We start from the raw sequence: 21,993 nt of genomic DNA, 5'->3' as shown, positions 1-21,993 counted from the left end.
TTTAAATTAAATACGAACTGCCTTTTCGACCACGTTCAATAAACGGAAACGCTTGTTGCGAGACATCGGACGAGTTTCCATGATCTGAACCAGATCGCCGACTTTTGCGACATTTTCTTCATCGTGTGCATAGTACTTCTTTGAGTACTTGACACGCTTGCCGTATACCGGGTGCGTCTTCGTCGTGTTGACTTGGACGGTGATCGTCTTGTCCATTTTGTCAGAAACAACACGGCCTTGATAAACTTTACGAGAATTACGTTCTGCCAAGGTGATAGTCTCCTTTCCGTTTATTTATTCAGTGATTGCTGACGCAGGACAGTCTTGATCCGCGCAATGTTCTTGCGTACCTGCTTCAGCCGAGCAGTGTTCTCCAGTTGACCAGTCGCCTGCTGAAAACGCAGGTTGAACAGCTCTTCTTTGTACTGCTTTTCTTTTGCGAGCATTTCCTCAGTGGTTAATGCAGCGATTTCTTTAGCCTTCATTAGATTGCTCAGCTCCTTCCGAACGAGAAATGATCTTGGTACGGACAGGAAGCTTGTTGGAAGCGAGGCGCAAGGCTTCTTTGGCAACGGCTTCTGGCACGCCGCCAACTTCGAACATCACTTTTTCGCGCTTAACGACTGCGACCCAGCCGGATGGCGCGCCTTTCCCGTTACCCATACGAACCCCAACACCCTTGGAGGTGTAAGACTTCTGAGGGAAGATCTTGATCCAAACTTTCCCGCCACGCTTCATGTAACGGGTCATTGCGACACGAGCCGCTTCGATCTGTCGGTTAGAGATCCAGTGGGATTCCAACGACTGCAGACCATAATCACCAAAGTCGACATTGCGGCCGCCCTTAGCTGCGCCACGCATCTTGCCGCGGAATTCGCGACGGTGCTTCACACGCTTAGGTACTAACATGGGTTATTTGCCTCCCTTCGCAGGTTGCCGGTTTGGCTTGTCCGGCAAAATTTCGCCGCGGTAGATCCAGGTCTTGATCCCGATCTGACCGTAAGTCGTGCGGGCTTCTTCCCAGGCGTAGTCAATGTCTGCGCGCAGGGTGTGCAGCGGCACGGTGCCGTCAGCGTAGTGCTCGCGACGGGCAATGTCCGCCCCGTTCAAACGACCAGCAGCCTGCGTCTTGATGCCCTTGGCACCGGCACGCATGGTGCGCTGCATCGCCTGCTTCATCGCCCGGCGGAACGCAACCCGCTGCTCAAGCTGAGCGGCGATGCTTTCGCCAACCAGCTTGGCATCAAGATCAGGTTTCTTGATTTCGACGATGTTGATGTGAACCTTGCGGCCTGTCAGGTCATTCAGCTGCTTGCGCAGTGCCTCGACCTGAGCGCCACCCTTGCCGATAACCATACCCGGCTTAGCGGTGTGAATCGAAATGTTCACGCGGTTTGCGGCACGTTCGATCTCGATGGTCGAAACAGAGGCGTCCGCAAGCTTTTCATTGATGAATTTCCGAATCTTGATGTCTTCGTGAAGGTAGCTGGCAAAGTCTTTCTCAGCGTACCACTTGGATTCCCAATCGCGAATAACGCCAACACGGAAACCGATTGGATTAATTTTCTGACCCACGCTTAACCCTCCTTTGTGGCTTTCTCAGCGACGGTCACGGTAATGTGACTCGTCCGCTTGTTGATCGGTGATGCAGAACCCTTGGCGCGCGGCCGGAACCGCTTCAGGGTTGGGCCTTCGTTAACGAAAGCTTCCTTAACGTAAAGGTTTTGCGCATCGAGGTCAAAGTTGTGTTCTGCGTTCGCGATGGCGGACTTCAGAACCTTGGAAATAATTGGAGAGCCCGCGCGCGGCGTGAAGTCCAAAATAGCGATTGCTTCCGCGACGTCGCGGCCGCGGATCAGATCGATCACCAGGCGCGCCTTGCGAGCCGCGATTCGAACTGTGTTAGCCGTCGCCGTAGCAGACGTGATTTCTTCAGCCATGAATCATGTGCTCCTTTCTTAGCGTGCTGCTGTTTTCTTATCGTCCTTAGCGTGACCACGGAAGGTCCGTGTCGGAACGAATTCACCCAGCTTGTGACCGACCATATCTTCAGAAACGTAAACTGGGACGTGTTTGCGACCATCGTAAACCGCGATGGTGTACCCGATGAAACTCGGGAAAATGGTAGAACGACGAGACCAGGTCTTGATGACCGTCTTCTTATCGTTATCCTTCTGCGCATCGATCTTCTTCATAAGATGTGCATCGGCGAACGGTCCTTTTTTAAGACTGCGACCCATTGTGTGACCTCCTTTATTCGGTGTAATTCAAAGTAAAAATTACTTGTTCTTGCGGTGACGTACGATGAACTTCTCGGACTTCGCCTTGTGATCACGCGTCTTCTTACCCAAGGTCTTCTTGCCCCATGGGGAGAGTGGTGATGGCCGGCCGATTGGTGCTTTACCTTCACCACCACCATGAGGGTGATCGTTAGGGTTCATAACTGACCCACGGACGGTCGAGCGGAAGCCCAACCAGCGCTTGCGGCCAGCTTTACCAATGCTGATCAGTTCGTGCTGTTCGTTGCCGACAGCACCGATCGTGGCGCGGTTAACGGCCAGGATCATCCGTACTTCACCGGAGGCCAGGCGAACGGTGACGTACTTGCCGTCGTCGTTCTTACCAAGCAACTGAGCAGAGGCGCCGGCGGAGCGGGCCAATTGGCCGCCCTTGCCAGGCTTAAGCTCGATGTTGTGGATCGTGGTCCCATCAGGGATGTTCTTCAGCGGCATTGTGTTGCCGGGCTTGATGTCGACCGTATCACCAGAAACGATCTTATCGCCAACGTTCAGGCCCTTCGGTGCGAGGATGTAGGACTTGACCCCATCTTCGTAGTGAAGCAGTGCAATGTTAGCCGTCCGGTTCGGATCGTATTCGATCGCCTTAACGGTCGCGACCACGTCGTCCTTATTCCGCTTGAAGTCGATCGTGCGGTAGAACTGCTTGTGACCGCCGCCACGGTGACGCACGGTGATGTGGCCCTGAGCGTTCCGGCCCGCGGTGTGGCTCTGACTTTCGAGCAGCGTCTTTTCCGGCTTGGTCTTGGTGATTTCAGCGAAATCTGAACCAGACATGTTCCGCCGGCCGTTTGACGTTGGTTTGTATTTAATGATGCCCACGCTTGTTTCCTCCTATCTATCGATTTTTAGTCTTCAAAAATCTTGATTTCTTTTGAATCGGCGGTCAGGGTAACGATGGCCTTCCGACGCTTGCGGGTGTAGCCCACAAAGTTACCTTGGCGCTTCTTTTTACCGCGTACGTTCGCGATGTTGACCTTTGCAACGTGTACGTCGAAGATCTCTTCAACGGCACGGCGCACAGCAGTCTTCTCGGCATCGCGGGCAACTTCGAAGGTGTACTTCTTGTTGTCCATGTCAGCCATCGTCTGCTCGGTCACGATCGGGCGCAGGATGATGTCGCGTGCTTCAGCCATTATGCCAGCACCTCCTCAATCTTTTGCAGTGCAGATTGGGTCAGGATCAGCTTGTTGTAATCCACAACATCCAATACGTTGATCCCGTCTGCAGCGATCGTCTTGACGTTTGGCAGGTTGCTTGCTGCGCGAACAGCATTCTCATTGCCGGCCTCAAGAACGACCAGTGCCTTTTCATTGACCTTCAGCGCTGCCAGCGCAGCGACGAAGTTCTTGGTCTTAGGCTGGTCGAAGGCCAGGCCGTCAACCACGATCAGGTCCTGATCAGCAAGTTTCTGTGCAAGCACAGACTTGATTGCCAAGCGGGCAACCTTCTTGTTGATCCGGTAGCTGTATGACCGCGGGGTCGGTCCGAAGACGATCCCACCGCCACGCCACTGTGGGCTACGGATCGAGCCCTGACGAGCACGGCCGGTCCCCTTCTGGCGCCACGGCTTCTTGCCGCCGCCAGAAACGGCGGACCGGTTCTTAACGGCGTGAGTACCTTGACGAAGGGAAGCGCGTTGCATCAGCACTGCGTCAAACACGGCGTTTTCGTTCGGTTCGATAGCCCAGATTGCATCGTTCAGATCAACGGTGCCGTTTTCTGTGCCGTCTTGCTTGAATAAAGTAACGTTTGCCATTAGTTATGTCCTCCCTTCGCTTTATTTAGCCGCTGCTTTAACAGCGGACCGGATGGTAACGAACGACTTGTTAGCACCTGGAACGTTACCCTTGATCAGGATGACGTTGTGCTCCAGGTCGGTCGAAACAACGGTCAGGTTCTGCATGGTACGGGTGTGATTACCCATCCGCCCTGGCAGCTTCTTACCCTTGAACACCTTGTTGATGATGGCGCCAAGAGAACCTGGACGACGGTGGTAACGAGAGCCATGGGCCATTGGGCCGCGGCTCTGGCCGTCCTTCTTAATGTTACCCTGAAAACCGTGCCCTTTGGAGATGCCGGTGACGTCCACGATGTCGCCAGCTGCAAATTCATCGGCCTTAACTTCCTTGCCGACTTCGTAATCGCTAAGCGCTACATCACGGATTTCCTTAATGAAGCGCTTAGGGGTCGTGTCCGCTTTCTTCGCGTGACCGACGCTTGGCTTGTTGCTAAGTACTTCACGCTTGTCACCGTAGCCCAGCTGAACTGCTTCGTAGCCGTCTGATTCAACGGTCTTAACTTGCAGGACAACGTTAGGCGTTACATCGATGACGGTAACGGGAACAAGTTCGCCGTTTTCCGTGAACACTTGCGTCATGCCAATTTTCTTACCTAAGATTCCTTTACGTGCCATGGGTACACCTCCTAGTTCTATAAGATTATAGTTTGATTTCAATGTCGACGCCGCTTGGCAGGTCGAGCTTCATCAGTGCGTCCACAGTCTTCGGGGTCGGGTTAACGATATCGATCAGGCGCTTGTGTGTGCGCATTTCGAACTGTTCCCGAGAATCCTTGTACTTGTGGGGTGAACGCAGCACCGTGTAAATCGTGCGTTCGGTCGGCAGCGGGATCGGGCCCGAGATGGAAGCACCTGTGCGCTTCGCGGTCTCGACGATCTTATCTGCTGATTGATCAAGAATCCGGTGTTCGTAAGCCTTAAGCCGGATCCGAATCTTTTGTTTTGCCATTGTGTAACCTCCTTCGTCTATTATCATTAGTAGACTAGCTCCGTGAAAATTTCCGTCGCGCCCCCGTGGCAAAGCGGCCGGGCGTGTCGCAACCTCTCACATCCACGCTATCCTGACTCAAACCATTGAGTCAAAAGTGCAGAGTTTGCCCCCGAGGACAAACAGCACTCTTGATAGTATACAAAAAAGCCCCGCGCGTGGCAAGGCTTTTCTTGGCTTTTCTCAAAGTTTTTCACGAGCAAAAGTTTGTTTTGGCGGCCTTTCCTCGCGCTTTATCGTGCTCAACTGGCCGTTTCTTTCATTCCGCCCGCCGTGTCTTGACACAGGCCTGCCAGGTCCTTACAGTGAACCTAAACAACCATAGGAGGTTGATCATGCCAAAAGCACTGCTAATTATCGATTACACGAATGACTTTGTCGCGGCCGAAGGGGCCCTGACCGCTGGGGGACCGGCCCAAGCCATCGCCCCGCGGCTGGTCGCCCTTGCTGAACAGTTTCGTGCGGCCGGTGAGTTTGTCTACCTGCCCACCGACGTCCACATCCCAGGTGATCCCTACCACCCTGAGACCAAACTGTTCCCGCCTCACAACGTGCGCGGCACCTGGGGCCGAGAGCTTTACGGTCCGCTTGCGCCTTGGTACCAGCAGCATCAACAAGAACAGAACGTGACCCTGTTCGACAAAACCCGCTACTCCAGCTTTGCCGGCACCCCGCTTGACCTTTGGTTGCGGGAGCGGCGCGTTGATGAAGTGCACTTGGTCGGGGTCTGCACCGATATCTGTGTGCTTCACACCGCTGTTGATGCCTACAACCTGAATTACCCTTTGGTCGTGCACCAAGATGCCGTTGCGACCTTCACCCCAGGGGGCCAAGAGTGGGCGCTTAATCACTTTAAAACCGTCCTGAACGCTGTACTAGCATAACCTTACTAAATCAAAACCGGTCGCCCGCATTCCCGCAGGCGACCGGTTTTTTCTGCCAAAAATCTCGGGGCTGCCGCACCGGACGCTACCCGCTCAGCGAGCCGATGCCCCCAGGCAAGACGGCCCAGGCTTTGGCACCATCAGAAAAAAGAGCCACGCCTAAGCGTGACTCCCAAGCGGCAGGCAATTAAGCCTCGCCACCGTTTTTCTTGATGATCTCAGCCTGGATCGACTTCGGCACAGCCGTGTAGTGATCGAAGGTCATGGTAAAGGTCCCACGGCCCTGGGTCGCAGAACGCAGCGTGGTCGCATAGCCAAACATTTCGGCCAACGGTACCATCGCGTTGACAAGCTGCGCGTTCCCGCGCTGCTCCATCCCTTCAACACTGCCGCGGCGAGCGTTGATCTGGCCCATGATGTCCCCAAGGTATTCTTCAGGGGCAACGACCTCAACGTGCATGATCGGTTCCAGAATGACCGCGCCTGCATCCTTCACGGCGTTGCGAAGGGCCAAGCTGGCCGCAACCTTGAAGGCCGCTTCAGAGGAATCGACTTCATGGTAAGACCCATCATAGAGCTTCGCCTTGACGTCGATCAGTGGGTAACCTGCCAGGACACCATTCTTCATGGCATCCTTCAAGCCAGCTTCAACCGCTGGGATGTACTCACGAGGCACAACCCCACCGACGATGGCGTCTTCAAACTCGAAGCCTTTGCCTTCTTCGTTCGGGGTGAATTCTACCCAGACATCACCGTACTGACCTTTACCACCAGACTGACGAACGAAACGCCCTTCAGCGGAGGCAGTCTTGGTGAAGGTTTCACGGTACGCAACCTGTGGTTCACCGATCTTAGCGGCAACCTTGAATTCGCGCTTCATCCGGTCAACCATGATGTCCAAGTGCAGTTCGCCCATGCCGGCGATCAGCGTTTCGCCAGTTTCTGGGTTGGTCTCAGCCTTAAAGGTCGGGTCCTCTTCAGAAAGCTTCTGCAAGGCGACATCCAGCTTGTCCTGGTCTTCCTTGGAGTCTGGCTCGATGGAAACCTGAATAACTGGTTCTGGCACTTCAAGGGACTCAAGGATCAGCGGGTGATCAACAGCGGTCAGAGAATCACCAGTGGTGGTGTTCTTCAAGCCGATCGCAGCCGCAATATCACCAGAGAACACTTCAGGGATCTCTTCACGGTGGTTTGAGTGCATCTGCAGCAGACGCCCAACACGCTCACGGTTGTTCTTCGATGCGTTCAGCACGTAAGAGCCTGCTTCTAGGGTCCCGCTGTACACCCGGATGTAGGTCAGACGACCAACAAACGGATCAGTGGCGATCTTGAAGGCCAAAGCCGCGAAGTCCTTATCGTCGCCGGCACGCAGTTCAACGGCTTCGCCCGTATCTGGGTCCTTCGCGTTGTACGGCTTAACATCCAGTGGGGATGGCAGGTAGTCAACGACCGCATCAAGCAGCATCTGAACACCCTTGTTCTTAAAGGCGGAGCCAGCCAGCACTGGGAAGAATTCCAGGTTGATGGTTGCCTTACGGATCGCCGCTTTGATCTCGTCGTTTGAGATCTCTTCGCCTTCCAGGTACTTGTCCATGATGCCGTCATCGACGTCGGCAACCGCTTCGATCAAGTCGGCACGGGCTTGTTCAGCCTCTTCCTTCATGTCGGCAGGAATATCAACGACATCCCATTCGGTCCCGAGTTCATCTTCGTCGTAGAGGTCAGCCTTCATTTCGATCAAATCAATGATCCCTTTGAAGTTGTCCTCAGCCCCGATTGGCAGCTGAACGGCATGGGCATTCGCACCCAGGCGATCGTGCAGGGTCTGGACAGAGTACTTGAAGTCAGCACCGATCTTATCCATCTTGTTGACGAAAACGATCCGGGGCACGCTGTAAGTTGAAGCCTGACGCCAGACGTTTTCAGTCTGCGGTTCAACCCCGGACTGACCGTCGAGAACGGTGATCGCGCCATCAAGGACACGCAGGGAACGTTCAACTTCCATTGTGAAGTCAACGTGTCCTGGGGTGTCGATGATGTTGATCCGGTTGTCCTTCCAGAACGCAGTCGTCGCCGCACTGGTGATCGTGATCCCACGTTCCTGTTCCTGGGCCATCCAGTCCATCTGCGAAGCCCCATCATGGGTTTCGCCGATCTTATGGATCTTCCCGGTGTAGTACAGAATACGTTCGGTCGTGGTCGTCTTACCGGCGTCGATGTGGGCCATGATCCCGATGTTGCGGGTCCGGTCCAGCGGAAATTCACGCTTGTTGGCCATGTGAAAAGTTAACTCCTCTCAATATTGGTAAATGTCTAATTTCATAAAAACGCTGGATATAAGAAGTGGCTACTATAGCCCAACGGATATAATAGCCAACCTTCTTACCAACGATAGTGAGCGAACGCGCGGTTGGCGTCAGCCATTTTGTGCGTGTCTTCACGCTTCTTCACAGCAGCACCGGTGTTGTTCGCGGCGTCCATGATTTCGCGTGCCAGACGTTCGTCCATGGTGTGCTCACCGCGAGCGCGGGAGTACTGAACGATCCAGCGCAGGCCCAAGGTCGTGCGCCGGTCCGGACGAACTTCGATTGGGACCTGGTAGTTAGACCCACCGATCCGGCGAGCCTTAACTTCAAGGACCGGCATAACGTTCTTCATTGCTTCTTCGAAGACGTCAACGGGTTCGTTGCCGGTTTCCTTCTTGATGATGTCGAAGGCGTCGTACAGGATCGTTTGCGCCTTGCCGCGCTTCCCATCGACCATCAAGTGATTGATCAAGCGAGTGACCAGCTTAGAGTTGTAAACTGGATCAGGTAAAACATCGCGTTTTGTAACATTGCCTTTACGTGGCATGCTGATTGCCTCCTCTTCCTAAATACCGCACAAAGCGGATAGTGACTACTTCTTCGGACGCTTTGTACCGTACTTGGAACGGCCCTGCATACGGCCATCAACGCCGGCGGTATCGAGAGTCCCACGGATAATGTGGTAACGGACACCAGGCAAGTCCTTAACACGGCCGCCGCGGATCAGGACAACCGAGTGTTCCTGCAAGTTGTGGCCGATCCCTGGGATGTAGGCCGTGACCTCAATGAGGTTTGACAGGCGAACACGAGCATACTTACGCAAAGCGGAGTTTGGCTTCTTTGGCGTCATGGTGCCGACACGAGTAGCCACCCCACGCTTTTGCGGTGCTGGCGTGTTAGTCAGCGACTTCTTCTTACTGTTGTAACCGAAGTTCAGGGCTGGAGAGTCCGACTTCGTTACCTTACTTTTACGACCTTGGCGTACCAATTGGTTAATTGTTGGCATTCTAAGGTTCCTCCTTCCTGATTCCGACAGATATAGTTTTTCAAGTCCACACATCCAGGCGGTTCTTTTTTGAGAATAAAAAATGGCCGGCCCGGCGGCGAAGTGGTATTTCACCAGCTCGACGTCCGGGCAAACCCGAATTGACTGGAAAAAAGCACCTTTGATAGTGTACTATCTCAGCGCGCCGCATGTCAAGGAGAACTCCAGGCGTTTGCGGAATATTTTCTTTGAGGTGAGCGCATGCTGCAACTCTACTACCTAGCCGCCGCGACCGGTTTACTGGTGAGGCTTCAGCCGCCGCGCAGGCAGCTATTTCTGCAAATTAGTCTGCTTCTGATCGGTCTCTTCAGCTTTACCCAGTGGCTGCAAGCCGCGGCTTTCCTTGGCTTAGTCTACTTCGGCCAGTGGGATCTGCGCCTGCGGGCGGTGCCCGCTCGCCGCTTCGACGTCTGGTGCGTTGGCGTCGCGCTACTCACGCCGCATCCCGCATGGCTGATCGGGGCAGCCTGGCTGCTGGGACTGGGCGTACTCGCCAAGCTCAGTGAGGGGATGGGCAGCGCCGATGTGTTCGCCATCAGTGTCGTCACCCTCGGCCTGCCAATGCAAGCCGGCCTCATCTGGGTGCTGCTGGCCTGCCTTAGCGGCTTGGTGCACTATCGGCTGCACGCCGGCCCCATCCCCCTGCTGTTCCACCTTGAGCTGGCCTACGTGGTCGTCCAGATCATGCGCTGGTGAAGGCTCGCCACACTAAAAGCGCGCCACCACCCTTTGCTGATCAGCAAAGGGCAGTGGCGCGCTCATTCGTTCATGTTAGTCGTCGGTCTTAGGCGAGTCAGCCTTGGCCGCATCTTCAGCCTTCATCTTCGCCTCAAGGTCAGAGATCGAGTAGACGCTGTTGGAAACAGTGCCCACGGTCTTTGGCTCCATGTGACGATAGGTCGCCATCCCGGTACCAGCCGGAATGATCTTCCCAATGATGACATTTTCCTTCAGCCCGATCAGCGGATCATTCTTACCGCGGATCGACGCATCGGTCAGGACACGCGTGGTTTCCTGGAAGGAAGCCGCAGACAGGAAGGAGTTCGTCTCAAGAGACGCCTTCGTGATCCCGAGCAGGACCGGCCGCCCGGTAGCAGGAATGCCGCCAGAGACCAAGGTCTCCTGGTTGCGATCCTTAAAGTCGGCAATATCAAGCAGCGTCCCTGGCAGAATGTCGGTGTCGCCTGGATCCATGACGCGGATCTTACGAAGCATCTGGCGGACCATCACTTCGATATGCTTATCGCCGATTTCAACCCCCTGCATCCGGTAAACCTTCTGGACTTCAGCCAGCAGGTAGTTTTCCGTTGTCAGAACGTCTTGAACCTTGATCAGTTCCTTCGGGTCGATCGAGCCACCGGTCAGTCGGCCACCACGATCAACGTGATCACCTTCTGCAACGGCAACAGACGACGCGTAAGGCACGCTGTAAGTCCGGGTGTCGGTTTGCCCTTCAACGGTGATCTCACGGGTGTGTTCAGCCGGATTTTCATCAATTGCTGAAACGGTCCCGTCAACTTCACTGATCACGGCAAGCCCCTTCGGGTTGCGCGCTTCGAAGATTTCCTGAACACGAGGCAACCCTTGCGTGATATCTTCGCCACCGGCAACACCGCCGGTATGGAAGTTACGCATGGTCAGCTGCGTACCAGGTTCCCCAATTGACTGCGCGGCAACGGTCCCGACGGCTTCGCCGACTTCGACCTGCTCGCCCGTCGCAAGGTTGCGGCCGTAGCACTTCTGGCAGACCCCATGGCGCGTATTGCAGGTAAAGATCGAGCGGATCGTCACCTGCTGAATGCCGGCGTCGACAATCGCTTGCGCCTTGTCTTCATCGATCATCTCGTTCTTCTTGACGATCACATCACCGGTATCAGGGTTCTTAACCGACTTCGCCGCGTAACGGCCGACCAAGCGATCGTACAGCGGCTCGATCATTTCGTTGCCTTCCTTGATGGCGGAAACGACAAGGCCACGATCGGTGCCACAGTCTTCCTCACGAACAATGACGTCCTGCGCAACGTCGACCAGCCGCCGGGTCAAGTAACCCGAATCAGCGGTCTTCAGCGCGGTGTCAGTCATCCCTTTACGGGCCCCGTGAGTCGACATGAACATTTCCATAACGGACAGGCCCTCACGGAAGTTCGAAAGAACAGGCACTTCCATCATCCCACCGTTAGGCGCAGCCATCAGGCCACGCATCCCGGCAAGCTGGGTGAAGTTCGAAATGTTACCACGCGCCCCGGAATCACTCATCATGGAGATTGGGTTGTTCGGGTCAAAGGCATCGATCAGCTTCTGCTGGATCTCATCCTTCGCGTCGTTCCAAATCTGGATCACGCGGTCATGGCGTTCCTGATCGGTGATCAGCCCCCGCCGGAACTGCTTGGAAACCGTTGCGACCTTCTTGTGGGCCGCATCAACGATTTCCGGCTTTTCGGCCAGCTCTGGCACGTCGGCGACCCCGACGGTCAGGCCTGAGCTGGTTGCCTGGGTGTAGCCAAGCGTCTTCATGTCGTCAAGCAAGTCAGAGGTGCGCTGGACCTTGTAGGTCTTGAACACTTCGGCAATGATGTCGGACAGGAAGCTCTTCTTGAACGGAACGGTGATCGGGTTGTCGCGCAAGTACGCATGAATGTCTTCACCAGGCTTCAGGAAGCACTTGTCCGGCACCCCGTTAACGATGTTGTCTTGCGTTGCCAGGTTCAGGTACGGGAAGTCCTCCGGCATGATCTGGTTGAAGATCACCCGGCCAACGGAGGTCACCATGATCTGGTGACGCTGCTCGTCAGTGAAAGGCTTCTTTGGCAGGGACGAAACGGCCAGGCCGATGCGGCTGTGCAGGTGCACATCGCCATTTTGCAAGGCCATCAGCACTTCGTTGGTGTCCTTGAAGATCATGCCCTCGCCTTCGCGGCCCTTTTGCTCCATCGTCAGGTAGTAGTTACCCAGAACGATATCCTGAGACGGGGTCACGATTGGCTTGCCATCACGTGGTGCCAGGATGTGGTGGGCGGCCAGCATCAGCAGGCGCGCCTCGGCCTGCGCTTCATCGGAAAGCGGCACGTGGACCGCCATCTGGTCCCCATCAAAGTCCGCGTTGTAAGCTTCGCAGACCAGTGGGTGCAGGCGGATCGACTTACCGTCAACCAGGACGGGCTCAAAGGCCTGAATCCCTAACCGGTGCAGCGTTGGTGCCCGGTTTAGAAGGACCGGCCGCTCCTTGATCACGTCTTCGAGGACATCCCAGATGTCGTCGTCTTCGCGATCGATCTTGCGGCGTGCGTTCTTGATGTTAGAAGCCAAGTTGCGAGCAACCAGCTCGTGCATCACGAATGGCTTGAACAGCTCCAGGGCCATCTGCCGCGGCAACCCACACTGATAAAACTTCAGCGTCGGCATAACGTCGATAACAGAACGGCCGGAGTAGTCGACACGCTTACCAAGCAGGTTCTGGCGGAAGCGGCCCTGCTTACCCTTAAGCATGTGGCTCAGGGACTTCAGTGGCCGATTGCCTGGGCCGGTGACCGGCCGGCCGCGCCGCCCGTTATCGATCAAGGCGTCGACGGCTTCTTGCAGCATCCGCTTTTCGTTCTGCACGATGATGCTCGGCGCATTCAAATCGAGCAGGCGCTTAAGGCGGTTGTTACGGTTGATCACCCGGCGGTACAGGTCATTCAGGTCAGACGTGGCAAAACGCCCGCCTTCCAGCTGAACCATTGGCCGCAAATCTGGTGGGATGACCGGGATCGTGTCCATGACCATCCAGGCCGGATCGTTACCAGACTCCAAGAAGGCATCCAGAATATCCAACCGGCGGATCGCACGGGTCCGCTTTTGGCCTTGCGCGGACTTCAAGTCTTCCTTCAGTTCAGCGACTTCCTTAGGGAGGTCAACCTTCTGCAGAAGTTCCTTGACCGCTTCGGCACCCATCTTGGCATCAAACTTATTGCCGTACTCGTCGCGCTTGTCGCGGTAATCGCGTTCAGACAGCAGCTGCTTTTTCTCGAGCGGCGTGTCGCCAGGATCGATCACTACGTAAGAAGCGAAGTAGATCACTTCTTCCAGGGCGCGGGGGGACATGTCCAAAACCAGACCCATCCGACTCGGGATACCCTTGAAGTACCAAATATGGGAAACAGGTGCGGCAAGCTCAATGTGACCCATGCGCTCACGCCGAACCTTGGAACGCGTTACTTCGACCCCGCACCGGTCACAAACGATTCCCTTATAACGGATCCGCTTGTACTTCCCGCAGGCACATTCCCAGTCTTTGGTCGGCCCGAAGATGCGTTCATCAAACAGCCCATCCCGCTCTGGCTTAAGGGTCCGGTAGTTGATCGTTTCGGGCTTTTTAACTTCCCCGTAGGACCAGCTGCGAATCTTGTCAGGCGAGGCTAAGCCGATTTGCATACTTTCAAACTTGTTGACATCAATCAAAGGGCTAACCTCCTATTTCTTGGTTTCGTCCGAAGTCGGCTTATCGGTTGCTGCTGCCGCAGCGTCCTTTGCCTTCTTCTCCTCTTGCTCCTGGGCAAATTTAGCCAAAGCGTCGACGGATACAACATCGTCGTCGTCATCGTCCATATCGCGCAGTTCGATTTCATTCTTGTCCTGATCCAGCACCTTCATGTCCAGACCCAGGGCCTGCAGCTCTTTGACCAGCACACGGAACGACTCTGGCACACCAGGCTGCGGGATCTGCTCGCCCTTGACGATGGCTTCGTAGGTCTTCACCCGGCCAACCACGTCATCTGACTTGTAGGTCAGGATCTCTTGCAGGGTGTAAGCCGCCCCGTAAGCTTCCAAGGCCCAGACTTCCATTTCCCCGAAGCGCTGGCCACCAAACTGAGCTTTACCACCCAGCGGCTGCTGCGTAACCAAGGAGTAAGGTCCAATGGAACGGGCATGGATCTTATCATCGACCATGTGGGCCAGCTTCAGGTAGTACATGACGCCGACCGAGATCCGGTTCTCAAATGGCTCACCAGTGCGGCCGTCGTAAAGGACGGATTTACCGTCCGAAGCCATGCCGGCTTCCTTAACGGTTGCCCACAGATCATCATCGTTCGCCCCGTCAAAGACTGGACTGGCGATGTGGATCCCTAAGTTGCGGGCCGCCATCCCCAAGTGAAGTTCGAGTACCTGCCCGATGTTCATACGGGAAGGCACACCCATTGGCGACAGCAGAATGTCAACCGGCGTCCCATCTGGCAAGAATGGCATATCTTCTTCCGGCACAACGACCGAAACGGTCCCCTTGTTCCCGTGGCGACCAGACATCTTGTCACCAACCTGGATCTTCCGCTTCTGCGTAATGTAGACGCGGACCATCATGTTAACACCAGGAGACAGCTCGTCGCCCGCCTCGCGGGTGAAGATCCGAACGTCCTGGATAATGCCGCCGCCGCCATGAGGGACCCGCAGTGAGGTGTCGCGCACTTCACGCGCTTTTTCCCCGAAAATAGCGTGGAGCAGCCGCTCTTCAGCGGACAGCTCGGTCACACCCTTTGGTGTCACTTTGCCGACCAAGATATCGCCATCGCGAACTTCTGCCCCGATGCGGACAACCCCGAACTCGTCGAGGTCCTTCAGCGCGTCTTCACCGACGTTCGGAATTTCCCGCGTGATTTCTTCAGGCCCGAGCTTGGTGTCGCGCGCTTCAGATTCGTACTCCTCAATATGAATCGAGGTGTAGGCGTCGTCTTTGACCAGCTTCTCGGACAGCACGATCGCGTCTTCGTAGTTGTACATGTTCCAAGTCATGAAGGCGATGATCGGGTTTTGCCCCAAAGCCAGTTCGCCGTTTTCCATCGCTGGGCCGTCGGCGATGATCTCGTCTTCGTCGACCTTGTCGCCCAAGCGCACGATTGGCCGCTGGTTGTAGTTCTTACCGGCGTTCGAGCGCTGGAATTTCATGAGCTTGTAGGTGTCTTGGGCACCGTCTTCACGGCGCACCTTGATCACCTTAGCGTCCACGTACTCAACGGTGCCGGCGTGCTCAGCGAGCACGGCGATCCCGGAGTCATGAGCAGCCTTGTATTCCATCCCCGTCCCGATCAGTGGGGCATGAGGATTGATCAAAGGCACCGCCTGACGCTGCATGTTGGCCCCCATCAGCGCACGGTTGGAGTCGTCATTTTCCAAGAACGGAATGCAGGCAGTCGCAACGGCAACAACTTGCTTAGGCGAAACGTCCATGTAGTCGATGTGGTCAGGAGTGGTTTCAATGTTGACATCCTTGGAACGAGCCAGGATCGCGTCTTCGGCAAAAGAGCCGTCGTCGTTCAGCTTGGCGTTCGCCTGGGCAACAACATAGTTATCTTCTTCGTCGGCGGTAAGGTAGTCGATCTTGTTGGTGACCTTGTGGGTGTCCCACGAAACACGCCGGTACGGGCTTTCGATGAAGCCGTACTTGTTGACCACCGCGTAGGAAGCCAGACTGTTGATCAGCCCGATGTTCGGGCCTTCTGGCGTCTCAATTGGGCACATCCGGCCGTAATGGGTGTAGTGCACGTCACGGACTTCATAACCCGCACGATCACGGGTCAAGCCACCAGGCCCAAGGGCGGAGAGCCGGCGCTTATGCGTTAACTCGCCAAGCGGGTTGGTCTGGTCCATGAACTGGGACAGCTGAGAACTGCCGAAGAATTCCTTGACCGATGCCACCACCGGCCGAATGTTGATCAGCTGCTGGGGTGTTACCGTGGCGGAATCCTGGATCGACATCCGCTCGCGCACGACCCGTTCCATCCGGGAAAGCCCGATCCGGAACTGGTTTTGCAGCAGCTCGCCGACTGAACGAATACGACGGTTGCCCAAGTGATCGATATCATCGGTCGAGCCGAGCCCTTCCTGAAGGTTCAGGAAGTAGTTCATGGACGCGATGATATCAGCCGGCATCAAGTGCTTGGCTTTCGGGTCAATGTGCCCGTTGCCGATCAGCTTGATTTCCTTCTCTGGGTTGACCTTGGAGTAGACCTTAATGACCTGCACCGTCATCGGATCGGTCACCACGCCCTGGTCGGACGGTTGGTAAGTGACGGTCTTGAAATCGTCGCGGTCGAGGTACCCGCCCAGCGTGTCCATCACGTGACGGTCGATCTTCTCGCCCTTTTGCGCAATGACTTCACCGGTATCCGGGTCAGCCAGTGTCTCTGCCAGGGTCTGGCCAAGCAGGCGGGTCTTGAGGCTCAGCTTCTTGTTGACCTTGTAGCGGCCAACAAAAGCCATGTCGTAGCGCTTTGGATCAAAGAAGCGCGCGTAAAGCAAAGAACGTGAAGAATCTGCGGTCTTCGGCTCGCCTGGACGTAGCCGTTCGTAGATGTCCTTCAACGATTCATCGGTGCGCGAGTCATCGGTGTTCTTGTGAACGTCCTTCTCCATGGTCAGCATCAACGAATCGTTGTCACCAAAAATATCAAGAATGTCCTGGTCGGCGCCAAAACCGAGCGCACGGACGAGCTCGGTCAGCGGGATCTTCCGGGTCCGGTCGATCCGCACGTAAGCCAGGTCCTTGGCGTCAGTCTCGTATTCAAGCCAGGCCCCACGGTTTGGGATCACCGTTGTGCCATAGGTCACACGCGAGTTCTTATCGGTTTCGCTGTTGTAGTAAACGCCAGGTGAGCGCACCAACTGTGAAACGATGACTCGCTCTGCCCCATTAATAATGAAGGTGCCCTGCTTCGTCATCAGTGGGAAATCGCCAAAGAACACGTCCTGGCTCTTGATCTCACCAGTTTCGTGGTTAGTCAAGCGCAAGGTCACGTGCAGCGGCGCCGAGTAGTTGGCATCGTGCTGGCGCGCCTCGTCAACGGTATATTTAGGCTCCAACAACTGATAATCAACGTATTCCAAGGACAGCTTCCCTTGGAAATCCTCGATTGGCATAATGTCATCGAACATTTCCTTCAGGCCTTCGTCAAGGAACCACTGATAGGAGTTGGTTTGGATCTCAATCAAGTTAGGCAGATCGAGAACTTCTTTAATGCGGGAATAGGAACGGCGAGTGCGGTGTTTGCCGTAATTCACTAAGTGTCCTGCCAAATTATTCACCCCTCATTGGATTTTTCGGCCATCCTGATTGTAAATTAAACGTAACGATTGTTAAATTTAAAATACAGTCGGTGGTTAACGGACGTTTTGAGCAAAAAAAAACGAAAAGCAGAGCGTGCCAAGCACTGACCTACTTTTACGTTTTATATGTCGCAGCGGACAATAGATCGCCGCAACTGATGTCCTAGCCGAAATGCAATTGCACTAATGATACATCGACTAAGATCAGATGTCAATTAATTGGGGAAAGTCCCGGCCGATCAAGCATGGACGGGCTCCTTTGGGGACTGCTCAGGCTGGTGTCCGCGTTTAACGTGGAAGGTCAGCTTCCCCTTAGTGGCCCCGATCGTGATCGTATCACCCGCGCCGGCCTGGCCGGTCAGCAGCAGCTCAGACAGCTGGTCTTCGACGTCGCGCTGCAGTGCCCGGCGGATCGGCCGCGCCCCGTATTCAGGATCAAAGCCCGCCTTGGCGACCGCATTGATCCCGGCCGGGGTGATCTTGACCTTGATGTCCTGCTCGCTGAGCCGGTGCAGGACCTGCTTGGCCATGATCTTCACGATTTCGTGCAATTCTGGCTTAGTCAGGCTGTGGAAGACCACGGTCTCGTCGATCCGGTTAAGGAACTCCGGCCGAAACGCTTTCTTCAGTTCCTCCAGCATCCGCGACTGCATCGAACGGAAATCCTGCGTCGGCGCCTCCTTGCCGAACCCGACTGCCTTGTCATCGCGCAGGGAGGTGGCCCCGATGTTGGAAGTCATGATCAAGATCGTATTGCGAAAATCCACGCGCCGGCCCTTGGAGTCGGTTAGAAAGCCATCGTCCAGGACCTGCAGCAAAATGTTGAACACGTCCGGGTGGGCCTTTTCAACTTCGTCCAGCAGGACCACGGAGTACGGCTTGTTGCGCACCTTCTCGGTCAGCTGACCGCCTTCGTCGTAACCGACGTAGCCCGGTGCCGCCCCGATCAGGCGACTGGTGCTGTACTTTTCCATGTACTCTGACATGTCGACGCGGATCATTGCGTCCTCTGAGCCGAACATTGCCTCAGCCAGTGCCTTGGCCAGCTCGGTCTTACCGACCCCGGTCGGCCCGAGGAACATGAATGAGCCGATCGGGCGCGTTGGATCCTTGAGCCCACTACGGGCCCGGCGAATGGCCCGCGCAACGGCGGAAACCGCCTCGTCCTGGCCAACGACCCGCTCGTGCAAGACCTTCTCCAGGTTAACGAGCCGTTCTGATTCTTTCTTTTGCAGCTGCGTCACTGGTACGCCAGTCCATTGGGAAACGACCTCAGCGACGTCTTCCGGACCGACCTTGACGTCGGTCCGCACCCCGTTAGCATCCACTGGCTCCGGCGCGGCGTCCAGTTTGGTCCGCAGTTTTTGCTCCTTCTCCCGAATCGTTGCCGCCGTTTCGAAGTCTTGGTGCATGATCGCATCGTCCTTCGCCTGGACTGTTTCCTTCAGCTGTTTTTGCAGCTTATCGGCCTTGGTTGGCCGATCGGACTCGTCTAAGCGCACCTTCGCAGCACTTTCATCGATCAGATCGATCGCTTTGTCAGGCAAAAAGCGGCTCGAAATGTAACGGCTGGACAGCGTCACCGCTTCGTGCAGCGCCGCGTCGGTGATCGTCACCCCATGGTGCGCCTCATAGCGCGGCCGCAGTCCCTTCAGGATCTGTTCAGCTTCCGCCTCTGTGGGTTCTTCAACCGTGATGGTAGCAAACCGCCGCTCAAGGGCCGCGTCTTTTTCAATGTACTTTTGGTACTCGTCCAGGGTCGTCGCCCCAATCAGCTGGAGCTCACCGCGGGCAAGCGATGGCTTCAGAATGTTACTGGCATCGATCGCCCCCTCGGCGCCGCCAGCGCCGATCAGCGTGTGCAGCTCATCGACAAACAAGATGACGTTGCCGTCTTGGTAGATCTCGTCGATCACTTTCTTCAGCCGGTCTTCAAACTCCCCGCGGTACTTGGTGCCAGCCACCAGAGAGCCCATGTCAAGCGCCATCAACCGTTTGTTTTTCATGTCATCCGGGACTTCGCCCGCAACGATTTTCTCAGCAAAACCTTCAGCGATCGCCGTTTTACCGACCCCAGGCTCGCCGATCAGGACCGGATTGTTCTTCGTCCGCCGGGCAAGGATCTGGATCAACCGGCGCACTTCTTTATCACGGCCAACGACCGGATCCATGCGATTCTCTCGGGCCAACTGCGTCAGGTCACGCGCCAGCCCGTCCAGGGTTGGGGTTCCTTGACTCGCCGGCCGACCGCCGCGCTGGGGGCCGGCTGCACTGCGATGCTTGGCGGCCGCGTCAGAGATGCCCATTTTCTTCAGGACGAGCTGGCGTGTTTTCACTAAGCTGAGATCAAGATCCTGAATGATCCGGGCGGCAAGAATGTCATCCTCACGAAGTAGCCCCAGCAGGATATGTTCCGTGCCGATTTTAAGGGCGCCCAGGCGCTTCGCCTCGTCACCCGCGAAGCTCAAGATTTCCTTGCCCTTCGGTGAGTACGGTAAGTAGGCGTCCTTGCTCAGGCCACCGTCATCCACGGTCCCGTAGCCGGTAAACCGCTCAATTTCATCATGAATGTCTTGTTCGGAAATGCCGAGCTGACGCAAAGTCTTGCCGGCAATTCCTTCCTGTTCCATTACGAGCGCCATCAGCAAGTGCTCCGTGCCCACCGCGTGATGGTGGAAGTACTTGGCTTGTTCCTGTGCAATCAATAAAACATTCTTTGCACTTGGGGTAAATAAGTTGTCCATAAGCACGCTCCTTTATAAACACTATTATCAGCTGGTATCAGCACCAGCCGAAAATAATTAAGTTCTATCTTTCATACCGCAAACTGTCGAGAAAAGCAAGTAGCAGTCGTGAACGCAGTGTCTCTTCCGCTTCCCGGTCCCCCACGTTTAGCGTATGGGAACTGAGTACTGCAAGCATCATGTTGCCGGCCTGACGATTGATCAAACCCGCGTCATAGAGCTGCTGGATCAGGGCTTCACCGTCTCGCTCGCGAAGCGCATCGGGAATATTCTGCGCCATCAGCGAAATCAGATCCTGATCATCACGCAGGTGGACTTTCAGGATCCGGATGTACCCCCCGCCGCCACGCTTACTCTCCACAAGATAGCCCCGCTGCGGGGTAAAACGGGTTTTGATCACATAGTTGATCTGCGAGGGAACGCAGTTAAATTGCTGGGCGATCTCAGCGCGGCTGATCTCGACTTTCCGCGAAGAATCAAGCATCGCCTTCAGGTAATGTTCGATCACGTCGGAGATATTCTGTCCTTGCATTTACTTCACCTTTTTGACTTTGACTAATCTTGACCTTAATTATACTGGTAATTCTGTAAATTACCAGCCTTGTTCGTGGCGACAGGTTCCACTGGGCATGCACAGTCATTTTCAGACACAAAAAAACTGATGTCAGGCGACATCAGTTATCGATCGGGAAAACAAGATTCGAACTTGCGACCCCTACGTCCCGAACGTAGTGCTCTACCAAGCTGAGCTATTTCCCGATGAAGCGGAAGACGGGATTCGAACCCGCGACCTCCACCATGGCAAGGTGGCGTTCTACCACTGAACTACTTCCGCATTACAGTCCGGTCAAGCCGGAGATGCACCCAGTAGGAGTCGAACCTACAACCTTCTGATTCGTAGTCAGACACTCTATCCAATTGCGCTATGGGTGCGTTATCTATGCCGAGAGTCGGGTTCGAACCGACACGGTAATCACTTACCGCAGGATTTTAAGTCCTGTGCGTCTACCAGTTTCGCCATCCCGGCGGCTCGTGAAAGCGGAAGACGGGATTCGAACCCGCGACCTCCACCATGGCAAGGTGGCGTTCTACCACTGAACTACTTCCGCAGACTGGTATGATGCCGACTAGAGGGTTCGAACCTCCGACCCCCTGTTTACAAGACAGGTGCTCTGCCAGCTGAGCTAAGTCGGCATGATGCGGGTGAAGGGACTCGAACCCCCACGGTGATAACCACTAGAACCTAAATCTAGCGCGTCTGCCAGTTCCGCCACACCCGCAGAGATGGAACTAATGGAAATGAGCCGTGACAGGCTCGAACTGTCGACCCTCTGATTAAAAGTCAGATGCTCTACCGACTGAGCTAACGGCTCAATGGAGGATACAGGGCTCGAACCTGTGACCCTCTGCTTGTAAGGCAGACGCTCTCCCAACTGAGCTAATCCTCCATGATATAAAGCGCGGCAGCTTCCTACCCTCGCAGGCAGTCACCCACCAACTACTCTCGGCGTAGAGAAGCTTAACTTCTGTGTTCGGCATGGGAACAGGTGTATCCTTCTCGCTATCGCCACCGCACTTATTTAATTGAAAGCTTTGCGCTCTCAAAACTGGCTATCATTGTTTTAAATGCTTCGAACGCGTATTTGCTCACTAGTCGTGCTCCGCTTTGGCAACAGCCAAGTGTCTAGCTACGCTTGCGTCTTCACCGGCTGCGCCGGCAAAGCCCCAAGCTAGGCTAGCCATTGGCCTAAGTTCGCCAAAGCTGCGCACTGTACTTGGTTAAGTCCTCGACCGATTAGTACTGGTCCGCTCCATGCATCGCTGCACTTCCACTTCCAGCCTATCTACCTGA

The 21,993-nt window shown here is 55.4% G+C and carries 20 protein-coding genes, 9 tRNA genes and 1 rRNA gene; 2 read left to right on the top strand and 28 right to left on the bottom strand.

Translation table 11 applies throughout. The features are described 5' to 3' along the window. Positions 1-6: 6 nt before the first annotated feature. From rpsQ to rpsJ, 11 genes are read right to left on the bottom strand one after another with little or no spacing between them, the layout of a single operon-like run. Positions 7-270, bottom strand: a complete 264-nt coding sequence (gene rpsQ, locus EKM85_RS02135; RefSeq protein WP_054663840.1) for a 30S ribosomal protein S17 — start codon at positions 268-270, stop codon at positions 7-9. 20 nt (positions 271-290) lie between these two features. Continuing rightward, on the bottom strand, positions 291-485 hold the full coding sequence (rpmC, locus tag EKM85_RS02130) for a 50S ribosomal protein L29 (RefSeq protein ID WP_125584624.1): 195 nt from the start codon (positions 483-485) through the stop codon (positions 291-293). After that, entirely contained in the window at positions 475-909 is a 435-nt protein-coding gene (gene rplP / locus EKM85_RS02125; RefSeq protein WP_125584623.1) for a 50S ribosomal protein L16, read from the bottom strand. The genes rpmC and rplP overlap by 11 nt, the downstream gene beginning before the upstream one ends. Positions 910-912: 3 nt before the next feature. Further along, positions 913-1,575: a 30S ribosomal protein S3 gene (gene rpsC, locus EKM85_RS02120; protein WP_125584622.1), complete on the bottom strand. Its 663-nt coding sequence runs from the start codon at positions 1,573-1,575 to the stop codon at positions 913-915. A gap of 2 nt (positions 1,576-1,577) precedes the next feature. Then, entirely contained in the window at positions 1,578-1,940 is a 363-nt protein-coding gene (gene rplV, locus EKM85_RS02115; RefSeq protein WP_054663830.1) for a 50S ribosomal protein L22, read from the bottom strand. Positions 1,941-1,958: 18 nt separating this feature from the next. Next, positions 1,959-2,240 (bottom strand): 30S ribosomal protein S19, encoded by a 282-nt coding sequence (gene rpsS, locus EKM85_RS02110; protein ID WP_125584621.1) that lies wholly within the window; start codon positions 2,238-2,240, stop codon positions 1,959-1,961. Between the two features lie 39 nt (positions 2,241-2,279). Then, positions 2,280-3,119, bottom strand: a complete 840-nt coding sequence (gene rplB, locus EKM85_RS02105; protein ID WP_125584620.1) for a 50S ribosomal protein L2 — start codon at positions 3,117-3,119, stop codon at positions 2,280-2,282. A 26-nt stretch (positions 3,120-3,145) separates the two neighbouring features. Beyond that, positions 3,146-3,433 carry a 50S ribosomal protein L23 gene (gene rplW / locus EKM85_RS02100; RefSeq protein ID WP_125584619.1) on the bottom strand — a complete coding sequence of 96 codons (288 nt, stop codon included), beginning with the start codon at positions 3,431-3,433 and terminating at the stop codon, positions 3,146-3,148. Beyond that, the gene (rplD, locus tag EKM85_RS02095) at positions 3,433-4,056 is read right to left on the bottom strand and encodes a 50S ribosomal protein L4 (RefSeq protein WP_125584618.1); all 624 of its coding nucleotides are present in this window, start codon (positions 4,054-4,056) and stop codon (positions 3,433-3,435) included. The genes rplW and rplD overlap by 1 nt, the downstream gene beginning before the upstream one ends. Before the next feature lie 21 nt (positions 4,057-4,077). Continuing rightward, positions 4,078-4,713, bottom strand: a complete 636-nt coding sequence (gene rplC / locus EKM85_RS02090) for a 50S ribosomal protein L3 (protein WP_125584617.1) — start codon at positions 4,711-4,713, stop codon at positions 4,078-4,080. A 25-nt stretch (positions 4,714-4,738) separates the two neighbouring features. Beyond that, positions 4,739-5,047 (bottom strand): 30S ribosomal protein S10, encoded by a 309-nt coding sequence (gene rpsJ / locus EKM85_RS02085; RefSeq protein ID WP_054663821.1) that lies wholly within the window; start codon positions 5,045-5,047, stop codon positions 4,739-4,741. Between the two features lie 374 nt (positions 5,048-5,421). Here rpsJ and EKM85_RS02080 point away from each other — a divergent pair, with 374 nt between their 5' ends. Beyond that, positions 5,422-5,970: a cysteine hydrolase family protein gene (locus tag EKM85_RS02080; RefSeq protein WP_125584616.1), complete on the top strand. Its 549-nt coding sequence runs from the start codon at positions 5,422-5,424 to the stop codon at positions 5,968-5,970. Positions 5,971-6,157: 187 nt separating this feature from the next. Here the strand turns inward: EKM85_RS02080 and fusA are convergent, their stop codons facing one another. The 3 genes from fusA to rpsL form a co-directional block, all read right to left on the bottom strand. Then, entirely contained in the window at positions 6,158-8,248 is a 2,091-nt protein-coding gene (gene fusA, locus EKM85_RS02075; RefSeq protein WP_125584615.1) for an elongation factor G, read from the bottom strand. 104 nt (positions 8,249-8,352) lie between these two features. Beyond that, on the bottom strand, positions 8,353-8,823 hold the full coding sequence (gene rpsG / locus EKM85_RS02070; RefSeq protein ID WP_054663812.1) for a 30S ribosomal protein S7: 471 nt from the start codon (positions 8,821-8,823) through the stop codon (positions 8,353-8,355). 45 nt (positions 8,824-8,868) lie between these two features. Next, positions 8,869-9,282, bottom strand: coding sequence for a 30S ribosomal protein S12 (gene rpsL, locus EKM85_RS02065; RefSeq protein WP_125584614.1), 414 nt, complete (start codon positions 9,280-9,282; stop codon positions 8,869-8,871). Between the two features lie 240 nt (positions 9,283-9,522). Between rpsL and EKM85_RS02060 the strand changes: the two genes are divergently transcribed. Beyond that, complete coding sequence (locus EKM85_RS02060) at positions 9,523-10,017, top strand: hypothetical protein (protein WP_125584613.1); 495 nt, start codon at positions 9,523-9,525, stop codon at positions 10,015-10,017. A 75-nt stretch (positions 10,018-10,092) separates the two neighbouring features. Here the strand turns inward: EKM85_RS02060 and rpoC are convergent, their stop codons facing one another. The 14 genes from rpoC to rrf all read right to left on the bottom strand — a co-directional run bounded on the left by rpoC (position 10,093) and on the right by rrf (position 21,716). After that, positions 10,093-13,761: a DNA-directed RNA polymerase subunit beta' gene (gene rpoC / locus EKM85_RS02055; RefSeq protein ID WP_125584612.1), complete on the bottom strand. Its 3,669-nt coding sequence runs from the start codon at positions 13,759-13,761 to the stop codon at positions 10,093-10,095. A 12-nt stretch (positions 13,762-13,773) separates the two neighbouring features. Next, positions 13,774-17,367 (bottom strand): DNA-directed RNA polymerase subunit beta, encoded by a 3,594-nt coding sequence (rpoB, locus tag EKM85_RS02050; RefSeq protein WP_125584611.1) that lies wholly within the window; start codon positions 17,365-17,367, stop codon positions 13,774-13,776. A gap of 269 nt (positions 17,368-17,636) precedes the next feature. Beyond that, positions 17,637-20,141 carry an ATP-dependent Clp protease ATP-binding subunit gene (locus EKM85_RS02045; RefSeq protein ID WP_125584610.1) on the bottom strand — a complete coding sequence of 835 codons (2,505 nt, stop codon included), beginning with the start codon at positions 20,139-20,141 and terminating at the stop codon, positions 17,637-17,639. 64 nt (positions 20,142-20,205) lie between these two features. Further along, on the bottom strand, positions 20,206-20,673 hold the full coding sequence (locus EKM85_RS02040) for a CtsR family transcriptional regulator (protein ID WP_125584609.1): 468 nt from the start codon (positions 20,671-20,673) through the stop codon (positions 20,206-20,208). 153 nt (positions 20,674-20,826) lie between these two features. Continuing rightward, a tRNA-Pro gene (locus EKM85_RS02035) sits at positions 20,827-20,900 on the bottom strand. A 4-nt stretch (positions 20,901-20,904) separates the two neighbouring features. Beyond that, positions 20,905-20,976 (bottom strand) — tRNA-Gly (locus EKM85_RS02030). Positions 20,977-21,000: 24 nt separating this feature from the next. Next, positions 21,001-21,074 (bottom strand) — tRNA-Arg (locus EKM85_RS02025). Between the two features lie 8 nt (positions 21,075-21,082). After that, positions 21,083-21,168, bottom strand: a tRNA-Leu gene (locus EKM85_RS02020). 10 nt (positions 21,169-21,178) lie between these two features. Further along, positions 21,179-21,250 (bottom strand) — tRNA-Gly (locus tag EKM85_RS02015). 12 nt (positions 21,251-21,262) lie between these two features. After that, positions 21,263-21,335, bottom strand: a tRNA-Thr gene (locus tag EKM85_RS02010). Between the two features lie 4 nt (positions 21,336-21,339). Continuing rightward, a tRNA-Leu gene (locus tag EKM85_RS02005) sits at positions 21,340-21,421 on the bottom strand. Positions 21,422-21,441: 20 nt separating this feature from the next. Then, a tRNA-Lys gene (locus EKM85_RS02000) sits at positions 21,442-21,514 on the bottom strand. A gap of 2 nt (positions 21,515-21,516) precedes the next feature. Beyond that, positions 21,517-21,589: transfer RNA gene (locus EKM85_RS01995), tRNA-Val, on the bottom strand. 10 nt (positions 21,590-21,599) lie between these two features. Next, positions 21,600-21,716, bottom strand: a 5S ribosomal RNA gene (gene rrf, locus EKM85_RS01990). Between the last annotated feature and the right edge of the window lie 277 nt (positions 21,717-21,993).

It is taken from the genome of Lacticaseibacillus jixianensis (genome assembly GCF_003946485.1).
GTDB classification, from domain to species: domain Bacteria; phylum Bacillota; class Bacilli; order Lactobacillales; family Lactobacillaceae; genus Lacticaseibacillus; species Lacticaseibacillus jixianensis.
The sequence above is the reverse complement of the archived record's forward strand: the minus strand, read 5'-3'. Positions and strand labels throughout refer to the sequence as shown.